The organism is Pseudoflavonifractor sp. An176, assembly GCF_002160435.1.
In the GTDB taxonomy this organism is placed as follows: Bacteria; Bacillota; Clostridia; order Oscillospirales; family Oscillospiraceae; genus Enterenecus; species Enterenecus faecium.
Genome location: NZ_NFKO01000021.1, coordinates 1 through 17,721, shown reverse-complemented (window position 1 = coordinate 17,721; position 17,721 = coordinate 1). Strand labels below are relative to the sequence as shown.

The following is a 17,721-nucleotide window of genomic DNA, read 5'->3' as shown; positions in this document are numbered from 1 at the left end:
GGGGCAGGGAGCGCCGAATGCCGCTTTCTGCCCCCACTGCTATGATGAATTCATAAAAAATGGGTATACTCTCTGTGAGGTGAGAACCCATGAACATGAGCAATGAGGAATATCAAAAGTATGTGATGGCCATGGCCAAATCCTCCCCCACCGCCAAAAATCTGGTGTGGGCCTTTTGCGTGGGGGGCGGCATCTGTGCGTTGGGCCAGGGGCTGAGTACCTTATATGAACGTTGGGGAGCGGGGCAGAACGCCCTGCCGCTGGTGTCTCTGACCCTGGTGTTCGTGGCCGCCCTGCTCACAGGTCTGGGCGTGTTTGACGACATCGCCCGGAAAGCGGGGGCCGGAACCCTGGTGCCCATCACCGGATTTTCCAACGCCATGGTGTCCCCGGCCCTGGAGTTTCAAAGTGAGGGGCGCATCACCGGAACCGGGGCCAAGCTGTTCACCGTGGCCGGGCCCGTGCTGGCCTATGGGGTGTTTGCCAGTGTGATATACGGGTGCATCTATCAGCTGCTCCGGTGAGAAAATTGCCCTGCCGCCGCCGTGGGAAAGACATGTGCTTCCCCACGGCAATTTTTATTTGTATTGTGCAAAATGATGAACCAGACACAAAAGTTTTTGATATGGAACCAAATGGAATTTATTTTTTTACTGAATAAATACACGAATTTCCGCAAAAATATGAAATTGCACCCATTACTTCTGCAAGTTAAATCGGGAAAGAAAAGAGAACTGTAAAAAATTTAAAAATTTCGAAACACACTGTTTACTTTGTCTAACTTAATATGGTAAGATTCACTCATAATTGGATAGAATGGATTGTTACCGCAAGGGCAAAACCGGATTGACCAGAAGACTATGAAGACCATGTAGTAGTTGCTCCTGGCGGTCTGGCTTTTTTTGTTTTTTGTGGGAAGCTCCAGCATCCAAAATAAGATAAGGAGGAAGCGAAATGAGACGGCAAACAAGACAAGCGAGTCAGGCCCATATGGGACGCAGACTCACTGCGGCCGCCTTGGCCGCGGTCATGGGCGCGGGTTGTGTGGCAATGACCCCCTTCCAGGCCCAGGCCGAGGACACGGGGAGTACCGGGTATGAGATTTACCCCAATCCCCATGTGATGACCTATACAGGTGGAGACTACATTGTTAAAAATGAAGTCAACGTGGTGTTCGAGGACGGCATCGACCAGTACACCAAGGACCGCCTGGACGAGGTGCTGGACCTGAAGGGGGACATCACCTACACCACCTCGGACGAGATGGTCAACGGTAAGACCAACATTCTGGTGGGTATCAACGGCTCCGGCGGCTACGTGGACAGCTATGCCAAGGAGAACCTGGAGGTGACCACCGACGGGCTGTTTGACGAGCTGGATTCCTATGTCCTGGACAACCAGAACGGCGTGATTACCGTGCTGGGCCGGGACACCGACGCTGCGTTCTACGGCCTGACCAGCCTGTACCACGTGTTCACCCAGATGGACAGCTACACCATCCAGGAGTTCCACATGGAGGACTGGGCCGACGTGGCCAGCCGTGGCTTCATCGAGGGTTACTACGGCAACCCCTGGAGCACCCAGGACCGGGTCAATCTGATGACTTGGGGCGGCTACTACAAGCTCAACTCTTACTTCTACGCCCCCAAGGACGACCCCAAGCACAATGCTCAGTGGCGTTCTCTCTACACCCAGGAGGAACTGGAGACGAAAATCAAGCCTCTGGCTGAGGCCGGCAACGCCTCCAAGTGCCGCTTTGTGTTTGCGCTGCACCCCTTTATGTACAATGCGGTGCGCTTCAACACCGAGGAGAACTACCAGGCTGACCTGGCTGCCGTTCAGGCCAAGTTTGCCCAGGTCATCGAGGCCGGTGTGCGTCAGATCGCCATTCTGGCCGACGACGCCGCTCACGTGGGCAACGACAACTATGTCCGCTTCCTCACCGACATGAGCGATTGGCTGGTGGAGATGCAGAAGACCTATCCCGATCTGAAGACCACCCTGCCTTTCTGCACCCAGGAGTACATGGGCTGGGGCCAGTCCTACTATGCCCAGTTCCCCGAGAACGTGCAGATCGTCATGACCGGTGGTAAGGTCTGGGGCGAGGTTACCGATAACTTCACCTCTTCCTTCACCAACACCGTGGGCCGTGGTCCCTACATGTGGATCAACTGGCCCTGCACTGACAACTCCAAGAAGCACCTGATCATGGGTGGTTACTCTGACTTCCTCCAGATCGGTGTCGACCCGGATAACATCCAGGGCATCGTACTCAACCCCATGCAGCAGTCTGAGCCCAGTAAGGTGGCCATTTTCGGCAATGCCTGCTATTCCTGGAACATCTGGGAGACTCAGGAGGAGGCTGACAAGGCTTGGGACGCTTCCTTCGCCTGCGTGGACCACAACACCGTCATTCCCAATGACGCCTCCAATGCTCTGCGTGAGCTGTCCAAGCACATGATCAACCAGAACATGGACAGCCGTGTGCGCGTGCTGCAGGAGTCTGTGGAACTCAAGCCCATTCTCAACTCCTTCAAGGAGAAGCTGACTGCCGGTACCGTCACTGTGGACGATGTGAACACCGTGATGGCCGAGTTTGAGCTGCTCCAGGAGGCCGCCAAGACCTACCGGGCCAAGGCTGGCAACACCGATGTGAAGGATCAGATCGTCTACTGGCTCAACTGCTGGGACGACACCACCACCGCCGCCATCGCCTACCTCAACGGCGTGAAGGCTGTGCTGGCAGGGGATACCTCCAACATCCTCAAGTACAACTCTGAGGGTAAGACCGCTTTCGACAGCTCCAAGACCTACGGCTTCTGGTACCTGGATCACACCGAGTATGCCGAGGTGGGCGTGCAGCACATCGTGCCCTTCATCAAGACCCTGGCCAACTATGTCTCTCAGTCTGCGGAGACCGCCATGGATCCCAGCAAGGTGATTGCCAACTTCATCACCAACCGTACCGACACCCCCACTGGTGACGTTGCTAATATCTTTGATGGAAGCGACAGTACCGGCATGACGTTTAAAACTCCCAATGCCATTGCTGAGGGCGAGTATGTGGGACTGCTGTATAACAAGGTCATCGATGTGAACAACATCCGCATTACCATGCAGGGTCAGGCCGATCACTTTGAGCATTCCAAACTCCAGTATACCACCGATGGAAAAGAGTGGGTTGATATTGAGCTGCGTGAGGGAGAGAATCAATTCGATGTGCCGAGAAATCAGCCCTTCGAAATCTCCCTGGATGAGGATGCACTGCCCCAGGATTTCCAGGCTATGGGCGTGCGCCTGATCACCACTCAGGCCAACAGCGGTGCTTGCTGGTTGGATCTCAGAGAGTTCCAGATCAACGCTCAGGACAGCGAGCCTGAGGTCACTGAGGGTACCTATTCCACCAACCGGGATCGGATGAACGGCACCGCTTGGGACGTGCTCAACGATGGTGCCAACGGCGGCGCCAGCGCCAGCGAGGTGTGGCTGTCTGTGGCCAGCGGCACCGACAAGGACGGCCTGCCCGCCGGCTCCTACATCCAGTACACCCTCACTGAGCCCATGAAGCTGTCCAGCGTCACCTTCGCTCAGGGCGGCTCCGCTGCCGGCGACGTGATCACCGACGGCTCCATCCAGTACCTGGATGATGAGGGCAACTGGCAGACCATCGCCGAGGTCAACGGCGACAAGGTCCAGACCTTCGATTTCTCTGATGAGGACATCACCACCACCGCTGTGCGTGTGCAGAACGATGCCTTCAAGAAGATTTGGTGGCGTGTGGGCGAGTTCAACGTGGAATTCTCCGCCGACACCTCCAGCAAGCCCATTGAGTACAACATCATCCGCACCGAGCGCTGGACTGTCTATCAGGGCAACGAGGCCAACCTGTACGACGGCAACGACGGCACCTTCGTCTGGTACGATCCCGACGGGTCCGGCAACACCACCGGCGACGACTTCATGGTGGACGACTTCCTGGGCTACAACCTGGGCAAGGTTGCCAAGCTGGACAGCGCTCACATTGTGGTGGGCAACGGCGACAGCTCCGACAAGCTGAAGGTGTACGCCATCGAGACCTCCGTGGACGGCCAGGAGTGGACCGCTGTGCCTGACTATGAGCGCTACGAGGGCAAGGCCAGCGGCACCGACGTGCTGGACATCGACCTGGACGGCGTTCAGGCTCAGTACATCCGCATCCGCAACCTGGTGCAGCAGGGCTCTTGGGGCTACTTCAGCGAGTTCACCGTCACTGAGGTGCTCAACCAGTCCGGCTCCACCGAGAACCTGTACACCAATGTGGAGACCAACATCCTCTCCAACGCCTCCGAGGGCCAGGTGAACCTCACCAACGGCACCGCCACCCTGAACACCGGCGATTACGTGGGTGTGGACCTGGGCAACATCAAGGCTGTCACCGGCGTGACCACCTCCGAGCTGCCCCAGGGCGTGACTCTGGAGACCTCTATGAACGGTGTGACCTGGACCGCTTACACCGCCAAGTCCGCCACCGACGCCCGCTATGTGCGCGCTGTCTCCTCTGCTGACGGCGTGGTGCTCAACCTCACCGAGTTCGTGGTTTCCTACGAGTTCGTGGGCGAGAAGACCGTGGAGAGTAACTTCGCCATTCAGGACACTTCCTCCGATATGAGAAACAACGGTACCGTGAAGAACGTGTTCGACGGCGACCTGTCCACTCTGGGCATGATCACTGGCACCCAGGACGTTGGCAAGACCATCACCTTCGATCTGGGCCAGACCATCCACTTCTCCTCTCTGCGCTACTACATCGTGGAGACTCAGCTCAACTACCCCCGTCACGTGAAGTTCGAGGTGTCCGCCAACGGCGAGGACTGGACTGAGGTCCTGGTCATCGGCGACGGCGACTTCGAGAACGTGTGGGACAACTCCGTGGCCAAGGACATGCAGGACAAGACCCTGTATCACGACAGCAAGAACCCCGGCTACATGTACGCCGAGGCCACCGGTCTGGACGTGGATGGCCGCTACATCCGTGTCACTCCTCTGAGCACCTACAGCCACAGATGGCTGGGCTTCAGCGAGATTCAGATCAACGGCGGCGAGTACATCTCCCCCGAGAGCAACCGTGACATCGTCAGCGCTGACGTGGAGCAGAAGGGCATGATCCCCTCCAACGCTCTGGACGGTGACTACACCACCACCTACAAGTCCAGCGCCACCAACAGCTCCTTCACCTACCGCATCTCTGAGCCCACCGGCCTGACCTCCATCCGTCTGGTGCAGCTGGGCGCCATCTCCAACGCCACCGTCACCGCTCAGTATGTGGGCGAGGACGCTGCTGTGGAGCTGGGCACTCTGAACCAGGCCATCAACGAGTTCAAGCTGGACACCGGCAAGACTCTGGAGAGCATCACCGTGTCTTGGACCGACACCATCCCCGAGATCGCCGAGATCGTCACCTCCACCCAGGCTGTGGGCCAGGTGGATAAGGACGAGCTGAAGGCCGCTCTGGATGCCACTCAGCCCACCGACACCTGGACCGATGACAGCGTGGCTGCCTACGAGGCTGCCAAGGCTGTGGCTCAGGCCATGTATGAAAACGACAACGTCACCCAGTCCATGGTGGACTCCGCTCTGGGCTCCCTGAACAGCGCCGTGAACAATGCTGTGCTCAAGGCCAGCAACGTGGACGAGCTGCAGGGTCTGGTGGACAACAAGGTCACCAACGACAACAACGTCTACACCACCTTTAGCTTCATGACCTACTCCTCCGCCATGGAGGACCTGGAGGCTGCTCTGGCCGACGCCGGCAACCTGTCCCAGGAGAAGGCCGACCAGCTGAAGGCCGCTGTGGAAGAGGCTCAGGCCGGTCTGGTGTACTCCACCCGGAACCGTGAGCTGGCTCAGCTGGCTGTGGCTGGCTACGAGAACATCGTGGCTGAGGACTACACCGCTGAGAGCTACGCCGCTGTCACCGCTGCCAAGCAGGCCATTGACGAGCTGGTTGCTCAGGATCTGGCCGCTACCAGCAACGACCAGCGTGTGGACCCCGTGAAGTTCCTGGAGGCCAAGGCTGCCTATGAGGCCGCCGTGGACGCTCTGGTGCCCGCTGGCGAGGCCCAGCCCGGCAACAAGGACCTGCTGCAGAAGACCTATGAGTACGCTCTGACCCTGTCCACCGAGGGTGTCACCGACTCCGCCAAGGCCGCCTTTGAGGCCGCTGTGGCCAATGCCAAGACCGTTCTGGACAACCCCAACGCCACTCAGGACGAGATCAACGCCGCTTGGGACGCTCTGCTGGAAGGCATCTGGGGTCTGGGTCTCACCCAGGGCGACAAGACCATGCTGGAGCAGCTCATCGCCAAGGCCGAGAGCATGCTGCCCGACGAGGACAAGTATGTGGCTGACAACTGGCAGATGCTGGTTGACGCTCTGGACGCCGCCAAGAAGGTCATGGACGACGGCGACGCCATGGACGAGGACATCAAGCCCGTGGCTGAGGACCTGCTCAACGCCATCCTGGCCCAGCGCTTCAAGGCTGACAAGTCCATCCTGGAAGAGCTGATTGCCAAGGCCGAGGCTATGGACCTCAACGGCTACAACGAGGCCAGCGTGGGCGCCTTCCGCTCCGCTCTGGCTGCTGCTCAGGCCGTGATGGCCGACGAGAGCCTCACCGAGGACGATCAGGCCAAGGTGGATACCGCAGTGATGAACCTGCTCACCGCCATGGAGAACCTGACTGCTGAGGGCGAGATGCCCACCCAGCAGCCCTCTCAGACTCCCGCTCCCACCACCCAGCCCGATGACGGCAAGGTGCCCCAGACTGGTGATACCATGAATGTGGCTGCCTACCTGTTCACCGCTGTGGTGTGCGCGGCCGGTCTGGCTGTGCTGGCTATCTTCCGCAAGAAGAACGCCTAAAATTTCATTGGGTATGAAATTTCATGCCCGTAACGCAGAAAAGGCGGCAGGATGATTCCTGCCGCCTTTTCCATGCGCTGTAAGTGAGAATAAACGGGGGCTATCACTATGGAAGAGAAAAAATATCCTGCAATAGAGCCCAAATTTTATCAGGGAGACGAACCCTTTTGTACAGCCAATGGAGATACATTTGCCTCCTTGGTGGATTACTGGCGATGGGCACATTCGGACTTGATAGGCAATGTGGAACGAGGCCACCTGGCAGAATATCTGGTGGCTTGTGCGCTGGGGATACAGCGGCGTGGGCGTGTGGAGTGGGATGCATATGATTTGCTTTCTCCTGAGGGAATCTCGGTGGAGGTGAAATCCTCCGGGTATCTCCAGAGCTGGGGACAGGACCGTCTATCAAGTATCAGCTTTCGTATACCGCCGACCCACGCTTGGGACCATGAAGCGAATGAATATGAACGTGAACTGAGACGACAAGCAAAGGTCTATGTGTTTTGTGTGCATCACCACACAGAGCAGGAGACTTTAAACCCGTTGGATATGAGCCAATGGGATTTTTATGTAGCTCCAACCAGGCTGCTCAACGAGAACGTGGGAGCACAAAAGATGATTTCCTTGCACCGCCTTTTGAATATCGGTGCTAGAAAATGTAGTTTTGAAGAATTGCACGAGAAAATTGTAGAGGCCGATTTATATGAAGGGGTGAATCGGACACAGTCCGAGTAAATTTTTTCCCGATAACACTTGCAAGATGTGATCCCATCGGGTACTCTGAATGGAGAACCAAACGCAGGGGGAATACCCAACATGAAACGATTGACAACTGGAATCATGGCCCACGTGGACGCCGGGAAAACCACCCTCACCGAGGCCATGCTCTATTTGACGGGCAACATCCGCCGCCTGGGCCGGGTGGACCACGGGGACGCCTTTCTGGACACCCAGGAGCTGGAGCGGGAGCGGGGCATCACCATCTATGCCAAACAGGCCATCTTGCGCCGGGGGGACCTGGAGCTGACTTTGGTGGACACCCCGGGGCACGTGGACTTCTCCGCCGAGACGGAGCGGGCCCTGCAAGTGCTGGACTGCGCCATCCTGGTGGTCAGCTCCGCCGACGGGGTCCAGGGCCACACCGAAACCCTGTGGCAGCTGCTGGAGGAGGCGGGGGTGCCCGTCTTTCTCTTTGTCAACAAGATGGACCAGCCCAATGAGGGGAAGACCGCCATCCTCAAACAGCTGGAGGGGCGGCTGGGCCACGGCTTTGTGGACATGGCAGACCCAGAGGCCCGAGGCGAGGGCGCGGCTCTGTGCAGCGAGGCGCTCATGGAGCGGTACCTGTCCGGGGAGGAATTTACCCAGGAGGAATTGGCGGCTCTGGTGGTGCAGCGGCAGCTGTTCCCGGTGTACTTCGGCTCAGCCCTCCAAGTGGAGGGGGTGGAGGAGCTGCTGGACGGCATTGAGGCCTATACTCTGGAACCGGAGTGGCCCCAAGACTTCGGGGCCCGGGTCTTTAAAATCACCCGGGACGAGCGGGGCGAGCGGCTTACCTGGCTGAAGGTCACCGGGGGCCAGATGCGGGTGCGAGAGGTGCTCCACGGACCCAACTGGGAGGAGAAGGTCAACCAGATTCGCCTCTACTCCGGGGCCAAATTCACCGCGGTGGACGTGGCCCCCGCCGGGACGGTGTGCGCTGTGACCGGGCTCACCCACACCACGGCGGGGGAGGGACTGGGGGCAGAGGAGAACTGGACCGGCCCCCGGCTGGAGCCGGTGCTCTCCTATCAGGTGATTCCCCCGGAGGGGGTGAACGCCTCCACCTTGCTGGAGCGGCTGCGCCGCCTGGAGGAGGAGGACCCCCAGCTGCAAGTGGAGTGGGAGCCACACGCAGAGCAGGTGCGGGTGAAGCTCATGGGCCAGGTGCACCGGGAGGTATTGGAGCGGGAACTGCGCCGCCGTTTCGACTTGGATGTCACCTTCGGCCCCGGCAGCATCGTCTACCTGGAGACCTTGGCCCGTCCTGTGGAAGGTGTGGGCCACTTTGAGCCTCTGCGCCACTACGCCGAGGTGCACCTGCTTCTGGAGCCCCTGGAGCGGGGGGCGGGGCTGCAAATTGACACCGTGTGCTCCGAGGACGTGCTGGACGGCAACTGGCAGCGGCTCATTCTCACCCACCTGGTGGAGCGCCAACATGTGGGAGTGCTCACCGGGTCTCCCATTACCGATTTGAAGCTGACCCTGCTCACCGGCAAGGGCCACTTGAAGCACACCGAGGGGGGCGACTTCCGCCAGGCCACCTACCGGGCCATCCGCCAAGGACTGATGATGGGGGAGACCATCCTGCTGGAGCCCTGGTATACCTTCCGCCTGGAGGTGCCGGGGGAGAGCGTGGGCCGGGCCATGACCGACGTGCAGCGCATGTGCGGCGAGTTTGAGGGCCCCCAGATGCGGGGGGAGACGGCGGTGCTCACCGGGTCCCTGCCCGTGTCCGAGGTGGGGGAGTACTGGAGCCAGGTGGCCGCCTATACCCAGGGCCGAGGCCGATTCTCCTGCCGCCTGGACGGCTACCGCCCTTGCCATAACACCCAGCAAGTGGTGGAGGAGCGGGGCTACGACCCGGACCGGGATGTGGACAACCCCTCTGGCTCGGTGTTCTGTGACCACGGGGCGGGGGTGCACGTGCCCTGGAATGAGGTGCGCTCCCGCATGCATGTGGACAGCGGCTGGCTGCCAGAGGAGGAGCGGGCCCGCAAGGCCCAGCCTGCCCCCCAGTTCCAGCGGGGCTACGCTTCCCAGGTGGCCCTGGACAAGGAGCTGGAGGAGATCTTTGCCCGCACCTATGGGGCGGTGAAGCCCCGGGCCTTCCACTCGGTGAAGGCCACCACCAAGCCCAAGGAGCGGCCTTGGAAGGGCTTAAAAAAGCGGACGGGGAAGGACTACCTGCTGGTGGATGGGTACAACATCATCCACGCCTGGGAAGACCTGTCCGCCCTGGCCCGAGAGGATTTGGACGGGGCACGGGCCAAGCTCATTGACCTGCTGCGCAACTACCAGAGCTGGCGAGGCTGTCAGGTCATCGTGGTCTTTGACGCCTACAAGGTCAAGGGCGGCAAAGGAGCGGTGGAGCAGCTGGGGGACCTGTATGTGGTGTACACCAAGGAGGCGGAGACCGCCGACATGTACATTGAGCGCACCACTTACCAGCTCAGCCGGGACAACCGGGTGCGGGTGGCCACCTCCGACGGCCTGGAGCAGATGATCATTCTGGGCCACGGGGCCCAGCGCATGTCCGCCGCCGAGCTGAAATACGAGACGGACCAGGTGATGGCCCAGATTCGAGATACTATAGGATGAGAAAAAACCTCCACAACCGGGAAGCCGATTGTGGAGGTCTTTTCCTCACAGTGACAGCACAAATTGCAGTGCCGTCCGGGGTGTGGTGGACCCATGGTGCCGCTCCCAGGCGATGGCCTGCTGGTGGAGCTGCTCCTGGGGCAGGGTGCACCCATGCTGGGCGGCAAATAGGTCTACCAGGTCCAAGAACTCGCCCCGGCTTAAGCCCTGGTACAGGATGCGCAGTCCGAAGCGGTCGGCCAGGGAGGTCTTCTCCCGGATGGTCTCGTTGCGGTCCATCTCGTCCCCCGCCCGCTCCGAAATGGTCTGCCGTACCAGATGGCGTCGGTTAGAGGTGGCATAGATGGCCACGTTCTGGGGCCGACGCTCCACGCCCCCCTCCAAAATGGTTTTCAGAACCGAGTAGGTGGGGTCGTCCCGGTCAAAGGTGAGGTCGTCAATGAAGATGATAAACTTCAAGGGCTGCCCCTCCAGAGAGCGGATGAGGGCGGGCAGGCCGGACAGGTTCTCCTTGTCCGCCTCAATGAGGCGCAGCTGCTCCATCCCCGGCAGGGTGAGCAGGTGCTTGACAGTGGCGGACTTGCCGGTGCCGCTCTCGCCGTAGAGCAGCACGTTGTTGACGTACTTTCCCGCCAGCAGCGCCCGGGTGTTCTGCACCACCTGGTTGCGGTGGTGCTCGTAGCCCATGAGCTGCTCACTGGTGGGACAGTCGGGGTGGGGCACCGGGATGAGGGTGCCGTCCTCCCACACAAAGGCCTTGTGCCGGGCCAGGGGTCCCACGCCCTCCTGGCGATAGGCCCGGGACAGAGAAGGAAGAACGAAGGGGGGTGCAGGGGGCCAGATAAGCATCTGAGGCAGCAAGGGGCGTAGTTTGGCAGGAGTGGCAGCGGTGATAGCATCCAGCCAAGTTTGGCTGGAAATCAATCCAATTTGGTTGAGCGTGTTGATGTCCAGCCTGGCGGCATACTCCAGGTGCTCCGGGCACTCCCCCTTTGCTATAGCGGTGGGGTAGGGGCCCTGGGACCAGCGCAGAGCCTCATAGAGCCAGTGGCCCAGGCTGGGGCTGCCGGAGCGCTGCATCTCATAGAAGAGCTGGCTGTAGCACTGGGCGGCAGTCAGGCCGTCCCCTGTCTCCAGGGCCTTGGACAGCTTGGACAGGGCCACCGTCACCGGCTGGTCCAGCAGGTCCCGGTAGACGGAGAGGGTGGACAGACCGATATGAACATGGGAGAGTTCCATGGAAAACACCTCGTCGTTTCTCTAGTGTGATAAAGTCATTATACAAGTTTTCTCCTCCTATGGCAATGGGGAGAAAAGTGTGCTATACTCAGGGAAATGAGACGAGGAGGTCTTGTGGTATGGAACTCATGGAAAAAACACTCACCAGCAAGCTGGTGTATGACGGCGGCCTTCTGAAGGTCCACTACGATACGGTGGAGCTCATCAATGGCCGTACTTCCTGGCGGGAGGTCATCCGCCACCCCGGCGCTGTGGTCATGGTGCCCATTGACGATGAGGACAACATCTACCTGGTGCGCCAGTACCGCTACCCCTATGCCAAGGTGCTCCTGGAGGTGCCCGCCGGCAAGCTGGAGTACGGCGAGGACCACTTCGAGGCGGCCAAGCGGGAGCTCAGCGAGGAGATCGGCGCCGAGGCCCGGGAGTGGATTCCCATGGGTGAGATGCTGCCCACCCCCGGCTTCTGCGACGAGCTCCAGCACGTGTACCTGGCCCGTGGCCTCACCTTCGGCCAGATGCACCCCGACGAGGACGAGTTCCTGGAGCGGGTGAAGATGCCCCTGTCTGAGGCAGTGGAGATGGCCATTGATGGCCGCCTGGAGGACAGCAAGACGGTGGCCTCCATTCTGCGGGCCGCGGGTCGGCTCAAGAAGCTGTGAGAACGTCCGGCAGCTGCCCGGTGCGCCTGCGGTATTGAACCAGCTCAAACTGGATAAAGGCGGCAATCAAAATGAGACCCGCCGCCATCACCTCCCACTGGGCGGCACACAGCTCTGCGGCGTTGGCGGGGTCTGTCTCGTTTAGGGCCTTGAGGGTCTGGGTGAGAAAGAACCCGGAGCTGCCCAGGGTGAGAGCGGTCTCGCCGCAGCGCAGGGGATAAAACCCGGTGGTCTGTCCGGCCTCCGCCCGGTATAGGGTATGCACCGCCATCAGAAAGGAAAAGTCGGAATCGGCACTCCGGTCGGGACTGGTGGGCTGGTCCATGCATCTACCCCCTTTTCGCTATCCTATGCGGCGAAATGGAAAAAAGTTCACATGAAAAATCCCCCTTTCTCATAGAATGGAAACGCTATGAGAAGGGGGGATTTGTTTTGAGCGCCATGTGGTCGGGGACGCTGCTGCTCACCGCCACCGGGCTGTTTGCCCAGGTGGTGGGCTTTTTGTACCGGATGATGCTCTCCCGGCTCATTGGGGCGGAGACCATGGGGCTGTATCAACTGGTGATGCCGGTGTACTCCATGTTTATGTCGGTGACGGCGGTGGGCCTGACGGTGGCGGTGTCCACCCGTGCCGCCCGGTGCCACGCCCTGGGAGACGAGGCGGGGGTGACCCAGGTGTTGGGGGCGGGCCTGCGCCGCTTCTTCCTCCTGGCCGTCCCCCTGGGGGCGGTGATCGTGTGGTGCTCAGACCCCATTTCCGTGTACCTGCTGGGGGATGCCCGCACCCGGCTGGGCATTGTGCTCTTGGTGCCCTGCGTCCTCCTCACCGGGGTGGAGAACCTGCATAAGCACTGTTTTTATGGTACCGGGCGGGTGCGCATCCCAGCCACCGTGGAGACCATGGAGCAGCTGGTGCGGGCCGGGGCGGTGCTGGGCCTGCTGGTGTGGCTGCTGCCCCAAAACCAGGAGCGCACCGTGGGCCTCATTGTGCTGGGCATGGTCATCTGCGAGGTGTTTTCCGCCGTGTCCCTGGTGGTGCTCTTTCAGCGCACCCGTCCCCGGGGATTGGCCCGAGACCCGTCGGTGGCAAAGGGCCTGTGGTCCATCGCCATCCCCGTGGGCCTCACCTCGGTGCTGGGCACCATCTTGGGCTCGGCCAATGCGGTGCTCATCCCCGCCAAGCTGGTGGAGGGGGGCATGGAGTCCGGGGCGGCCATGTCCGCCTTTGGCATCCTGTGCGGCATGACCATGCCCCTGCTGGCCCTGCCCACCGGATTTATCGGGGCGCTGTGCTTGACCATGGTGCCCGATCTGTCCCGGCGCACCGCCCACGGGGACGCCCGGGTGGCGGCGGGATTTTTAAACCGCATCATGTCGGTGACCATGCTGCTCATGGCCCCCTGTATGGCGCTGCTGGTGGTGATGGGCCCCACCGTGGGGCAGCTCTTGTTCCAGCAGCAGCGGGTGGGGGAGTACATACTGCCCCTGGCGGTGGGCACCCTGATGACCTGTGTGCAGTCGGTGTTGGGGGGCGCCCTCAACGGCCTGGGGCTCCAGGGCAAGGGGGCCAGAAACGCCATTGCCAGCGACGTGGTGCAGTTGGCCTTTACCTATGGCACGGTGTCCACCTGGGGCCTGCGGGGCTTTGTGGTGGGCTTCGTCCTCTCCTCCCTGGTGGGGATGGGGATGAACCTGGCCTCCGTGCTCTACGCCACCGGGCTCCGCCTACGGCTGTACGCCTGGTTTGTCCGCCCGGTGCTGTCGGCGGTGCTGGTGGGGCTGTGGTGTCGGCTGCTGTTTCAGTGGCTGCTGGGGGCCGGGGTGTGGCTGGGCACCACCTGCGTGGTGTGCGTGGTGGTGGGCACGCTGCTCTATGTGGCCGTGCTGCTCATGCAGGGGCTTTCAGTGTTTGGTTGGTTATGGGCAAGGAGGGGGAAGAAAACGTGAAGGTTTCCATTTTGATTTCCACCGGGGGCGGGGACGCCTCCAACTATCTGGAGGCGGTGGAGCGGGCCGGGGGCCAGGGCAGCGCTGTGTACCTGCCCCAGCCGGACCTGCGCTATGATGGCCTCATTCTGGCCGGGGGCGGCGATATGCACCCAGCCTGTTTCCACTCGTTTAACCGGGGGTCCCGGGACATGGACCTGCCCCGGGACCGCCGGGAACTGGCTCTGCTGGACGCCTTCACCGCCGCCCGCCGCCCGGTGTTGGGCATCTGCCGGGGCCACCAGGTGGTCAACGTGTGGGCGGGGGGCAACCTGGTGCAAAACTTGGACAAGACCCTGGCCCCCTTCCACCAGCAGCCCCAGGGGGACTGCCTCCACCCGGTGCGCACCCGGAAGGGCTCCCGCATGGATGCCTGGTATGGGGCAGTGTGTACCGTCAACTCCAACCACCACCAGGGCCTGGGCAAGCTGGGCCGGGGGCTGGTGGCCACCGCCTGGTCCGAGGGAGAGGTGGTGGAGGCTATGGAGCACCGCACCTTGCCCCTGTGGACGGTGCAGTTCCACCCCGAGCGGATGGGGGAGGCGGGAGCGGTGATTTTTTCCCAATTTGTCCAGCTGTGCCGACGCTTGAGGGGAGACGGGGAAGTATGATATACTAGAAAAGATTTTTGACCTGGAGGTAACCCCATGCTGCCCATCGAACAACTGCCCATCCCCCTTCTGGAGTGGTACCGAGACAACGCCCGCACCCTGCCCTGGAGAGAGGACCCCACCCCGTACCATGTGTGGGTGTCCGAGATCATGCTCCAGCAGACCCGTGTGGCGGCGGTGCTGGACTACTACGCCCGGTTTATGGCGGAGCTACCAGACGTGGCCGCCCTGGCCCAGGTGCCGGAGGGGCGGCTTATGAAGCTGTGGCAGGGGCTGGGCTACTATAGCCGGGCCCGCAACCTCCAGGCCGCCGCCCGGCAGATCATGGAGGAATATGGCGGCGTGTTCCCCTCCCAGTATGACCAGGTGCGGGCCTTGAAGGGGGTGGGGGACTACACCGCCGGGGCCATCTGTTCCATCGCCTTCAAACAGCCCGTCCCGGCCGTGGACGGAAACGTCCTCCGGGTAGTCACCCGCATCAACGGAGATGAGCGGGACATCACCGCCCAGGCCACCAAGCGGGCCATAGCCGCCCAGCTGAGTCCCATCATCCCCCTTCACGCCCCGGACAAGTTCACCCAGGCCATGATGGAGCTGGGGGCCACGGTATGCCTGCCCAACGGAGCGCCTCAGTGTCAGCGCTGCCCCGCCCGGGACTTCTGCGTGGCCTATGCCCAGGACAGCTGGAGCCGCATCCCGGTGAAGGCCCCCAAACGTCCCCGGCGCATCGAGGAGCGGACGGTGTGGCTGCTCATTCATGAAAACCGGGTAGCCCTGCGCCAGCGTCCCCCCAAGGGGCTGTTGGCGGGGCTGTGGGAGTTCCCCAATGAGTTGGGCACTCAGCTGCCCCCGGAGTGGACGGGGGACATGCCCCAGGGCCGTTTTGGCGGGGTGGCCCGGCACATCTTTTCCCATGTGGAGTGGCACCTCACCGCCCAGGTGGTGCGCCTGGAGGAGGACCAGCTGCCCACGGGCTGGGTGTGGTGCACCTGGCAGGAACTTGCCGACATTTACGCCGTGCCCAACGCCTTTGCCGGGGTGATGGACGTGGTGAAGGAGGAGATTCAGGGATGATCTGCAATCTGTGCCCCCGCCAGTGCGGGGCGGAGCGTACCCCGGAGGTGGGAAAGGGCTGGTGCCGCCTGCCCAGCGTGGTGAAGGTGGCAAGGGCGGAGCTGCACCACTGGGAGGAGCCCTGTATTTCCGGAACCCGAGGCGCGGGGACGGTGTTTTTCTCCGGCTGCACCCTGGGGTGTGTGTTCTGCCAGAACGGGCCCATCAGCCACGAAAACCAGGGCAAGGAAGTGACGGAAGACGAGCTGTACGCCCTCTTTGAAAAGCTGGCGGGGGAGGGGGCCCACAACATCGAGCTGGTCACCCCCACCCAGTACATCCACGTGCTGCAAAAGGTGCTTGCCCGGCCCATCCCCGGCAACCTGCCTGTGGTGTTCAACTGCGGCGGCTACGAGCGGGTGGAGATTCTGAAAAGCCTGGAGGGAAAGGTGGACGTATATCTGCCCGACCTGAAATATGTGACGGAGGAGTTGGCGGGGAGGTACTCCGCCGCCCCGGACTATCCTTCCACGGCCAAGGCCGCCATTGTGGAAATGTTCCGCCAGACGGGCCCCGTGCAGTTGGAGGACGGGATGTTGAAAAAAGGGGTGGTCATCCGCCACTTGATTCTCCCCGGCCGCTTGGCCGAGGCCAAGCGGGTGATGGACTGGGTGTCGGAGCAGTTCGCCCCCGGCGAGGTGCTGTTTTCGCTGATGGCCCAGTACACCCCCTGTGGAGATTTGGAGCAGTTCCCGGAATTGCAGCGCACCATTCGCCCCTCGGAGCTGAGAGCCGCCCGCAGCTATATGGACGCCCTGGGCATTCAGGGGTATGTGCAGGAGCTGGAGGCGGTGGGGGAGAAGTTCATCCCCGATTGGAACATGAGAGAAAATGAATAATGTAGAATGAAAAATGAAGAATGCAGACCCTGAGGGCTTTGCCGGATTTCCGGTGTTGCTGTGCGTGGGGGAGGGGCTTGCCCCTCCCGAATCCCCCGGGGTAAGGCCAGGGTAGCCACGGGCCGGGCAAGCCACGGCCCCTACCACAGCACCACAAGAAGTGCGGCGGAGTCCTTTGGCTCCCTCCGTCATGGCTTACGCCATGCCACCTCCCTTTACACAAGGGAGGCTTTTTTATGCGTTTGTGAGAGAACCATCGGGCCAAGAAAGTCTGGGTGGTTCATGGAAGTTCGAGAGGATTGGTTGAAATAGTGACGGGAGAATGGTAAACTATACAAAAATGATGGGGCACTTTATGAGAAAAAACTGAGTCGGAGGGATAATATGAAGACAAGTGGTTATGTAATCCGTAATGCTGTGAAAGAAGATGCAGCACGTGTCGATGAATTGCTCACAGAACTGATTCGGTATGAAACAGAATTTGATAAAAATTTGAATAAGGAATACACTGTAAGTAACAATTACAGTGAAGTGATTGGGCTGGATGGACATAAGTTGCTCGTTGCGGAGACAGAAGGAAAGATAGTCGGTTTTTTGTATGGCTTTGTCTACCAGATTCCTGGAATGTTTGCCCGTCCAGTGGCCCTTCTTGATGCACTGTATATCTTGGAGGAATATCGACATAATGGGTTTGCAGGTGCCTTGTTCCAGCAATTCAAACAATTTGCACACGAGAACGATGCTCACAGCATTGAACTAAAAGTTATGACTGAAAATCTTAATGCATTACACTTCTATGAAAAATTGGGTTTTTGTGAAATCAAGAAGTATATGCAGTTGGAGTGCCTGTAACAATTCCGACAGCAAGACACCCCCCGGACTGTGAAAGTCCGGGGGGTGTTTTGTTCATGGTGCGCCCGGCATGGGCAATAACTTGGTGGTGAAAGTCCACTACAGACTTGGCAGTAGGAACTGTTAGCCGAAGGCAAGGGTGTCCATCGTGAGGTGGAATCT

At 60.5% G+C, this 17,721-nt stretch carries 12 protein-coding genes; 10 read left to right on the top strand and 2 right to left on the bottom strand.

Annotation, left to right across the window (positions count from 1 at the left end; all coding sequences use genetic code 11):
* Positions 1-89 precede the first annotated feature (89 nt).
* The 4 genes from B5F12_RS08680 (at position 90) to B5F12_RS08665 (ending at position 10,260) form a co-directional block, all read left to right on the top strand.
* Entirely contained in the window at positions 90-524 is a 435-nt protein-coding gene (locus B5F12_RS08680) for a SpoVA/SpoVAEb family sporulation membrane protein (protein WP_087233312.1), read from the top strand.
* 430 nt (positions 525-954) lie between these two features.
* Positions 955-6,900, top strand: coding sequence for a beta-N-acetylglucosaminidase domain-containing protein (locus tag B5F12_RS08675; protein WP_087233310.1), 5,946 nt, complete (start codon positions 955-957; stop codon positions 6,898-6,900).
* Between the two features lie 108 nt (positions 6,901-7,008).
* A complete protein-coding gene (locus B5F12_RS08670) occupies positions 7,009-7,635 on the top strand; it encodes a hypothetical protein (RefSeq protein WP_087233307.1) in 627 nt (208 codons plus the stop codon).
* Positions 7,636-7,716: 81 nt separating this feature from the next.
* Complete coding sequence (locus B5F12_RS08665) at positions 7,717-10,260, top strand: TetM/TetW/TetO/TetS family tetracycline resistance ribosomal protection protein (RefSeq protein WP_087233304.1); 2,544 nt, start codon at positions 7,717-7,719, stop codon at positions 10,258-10,260.
* A 45-nt stretch (positions 10,261-10,305) separates the two neighbouring features.
* On the opposite strand, the gene B5F12_RS08660 is transcribed toward B5F12_RS08665, so the two are convergent.
* Positions 10,306-11,499: an ATP-binding protein gene (locus tag B5F12_RS08660; protein ID WP_087233301.1), complete on the bottom strand. Its 1,194-nt coding sequence runs from the start codon at positions 11,497-11,499 to the stop codon at positions 10,306-10,308.
* 119 nt (positions 11,500-11,618) lie between these two features.
* Between B5F12_RS08660 and B5F12_RS08655 the strand changes: the two genes are divergently transcribed.
* Positions 11,619-12,158, top strand: coding sequence for an NUDIX hydrolase (locus B5F12_RS08655; RefSeq protein WP_087233298.1), 540 nt, complete (start codon positions 11,619-11,621; stop codon positions 12,156-12,158).
* Here the strand turns inward: B5F12_RS08655 and B5F12_RS08650 are convergent.
* The gene (locus B5F12_RS08650; protein ID WP_087233295.1) at positions 12,145-12,483 is read right to left on the bottom strand and encodes a hypothetical protein; all 339 of its coding nucleotides are present in this window, start codon (positions 12,481-12,483) and stop codon (positions 12,145-12,147) included. The genes B5F12_RS08655 and B5F12_RS08650 overlap by 14 nt on opposite strands.
* Positions 12,484-12,599: 116 nt before the next feature.
* Between B5F12_RS08650 and B5F12_RS08645 the strand changes: the two genes are divergently transcribed.
* From B5F12_RS08645 to B5F12_RS08625, 5 genes are all read left to right on the top strand, one after another.
* Positions 12,600-14,105, top strand: a complete 1,506-nt coding sequence (locus B5F12_RS08645; protein ID WP_087233362.1) for an oligosaccharide flippase family protein — start codon at positions 12,600-12,602, stop codon at positions 14,103-14,105.
* Positions 14,102-14,755: a gamma-glutamyl-gamma-aminobutyrate hydrolase family protein gene (locus tag B5F12_RS08640; protein ID WP_158096788.1), complete on the top strand. Its 654-nt coding sequence runs from the start codon at positions 14,102-14,104 to the stop codon at positions 14,753-14,755. Before B5F12_RS08645 ends, B5F12_RS08640 begins: the two co-directional genes overlap by 4 nt.
* 36 nt (positions 14,756-14,791) lie before the next feature.
* Entirely contained in the window at positions 14,792-15,829 is a 1,038-nt protein-coding gene (gene mutY, locus B5F12_RS08635) for an A/G-specific adenine glycosylase (protein ID WP_087233290.1), read from the top strand.
* Positions 15,826-16,707 carry a radical SAM protein gene (locus B5F12_RS08630; protein WP_087233287.1) on the top strand — a complete coding sequence of 294 codons (882 nt, stop codon included), beginning with the start codon at positions 15,826-15,828 and terminating at the stop codon, positions 16,705-16,707. The genes mutY and B5F12_RS08630 overlap by 4 nt, the downstream gene beginning before the upstream one ends.
* Before the next feature lie 384 nt (positions 16,708-17,091).
* Complete coding sequence (locus B5F12_RS08625; RefSeq protein ID WP_087233284.1) at positions 17,092-17,559, top strand: GNAT family N-acetyltransferase; 468 nt, start codon at positions 17,092-17,094, stop codon at positions 17,557-17,559.
* Positions 17,560-17,721 lie beyond the last annotated feature (162 nt).

Coding starts and splice junctions, on each gene's coding strand:
- B5F12_RS08680 (WP_087233312.1), top strand. CDS start 90: ATGAACATGAGCAATGAGGAATATCAAAAGTATGTGATGGCCATGGCC.
- B5F12_RS08675 (WP_087233310.1), top strand. CDS start 955: ATGAGACGGCAAACAAGACAAGCGAGTCAGGCCCATATGGGACGCAGA.
- B5F12_RS08670 (WP_087233307.1), top strand. CDS start 7,009: ATGGAAGAGAAAAAATATCCTGCAATAGAGCCCAAATTTTATCAGGGA.
- B5F12_RS08665 (WP_087233304.1), top strand. CDS start 7,717: ATGAAACGATTGACAACTGGAATCATGGCCCACGTGGACGCCGGGAAA.
- B5F12_RS08660 (WP_087233301.1), bottom strand. CDS start 11,499: ATGGAACTCTCCCATGTTCATATCGGTCTGTCCACCCTCTCCGTCTAC.
- B5F12_RS08655 (WP_087233298.1), top strand. CDS start 11,619: ATGGAACTCATGGAAAAAACACTCACCAGCAAGCTGGTGTATGACGGC.
- B5F12_RS08650 (WP_087233295.1), bottom strand. CDS start 12,483: ATGGACCAGCCCACCAGTCCCGACCGGAGTGCCGATTCCGACTTTTCC.
- B5F12_RS08645 (WP_087233362.1), top strand. CDS start 12,600: ATGTGGTCGGGGACGCTGCTGCTCACCGCCACCGGGCTGTTTGCCCAG.
- mutY (WP_087233290.1), top strand. CDS start 14,792: ATGCTGCCCATCGAACAACTGCCCATCCCCCTTCTGGAGTGGTACCGA.
- B5F12_RS08630 (WP_087233287.1), top strand. CDS start 15,826: ATGATCTGCAATCTGTGCCCCCGCCAGTGCGGGGCGGAGCGTACCCCG.
- B5F12_RS08625 (WP_087233284.1), top strand. CDS start 17,092: ATGAAGACAAGTGGTTATGTAATCCGTAATGCTGTGAAAGAAGATGCA.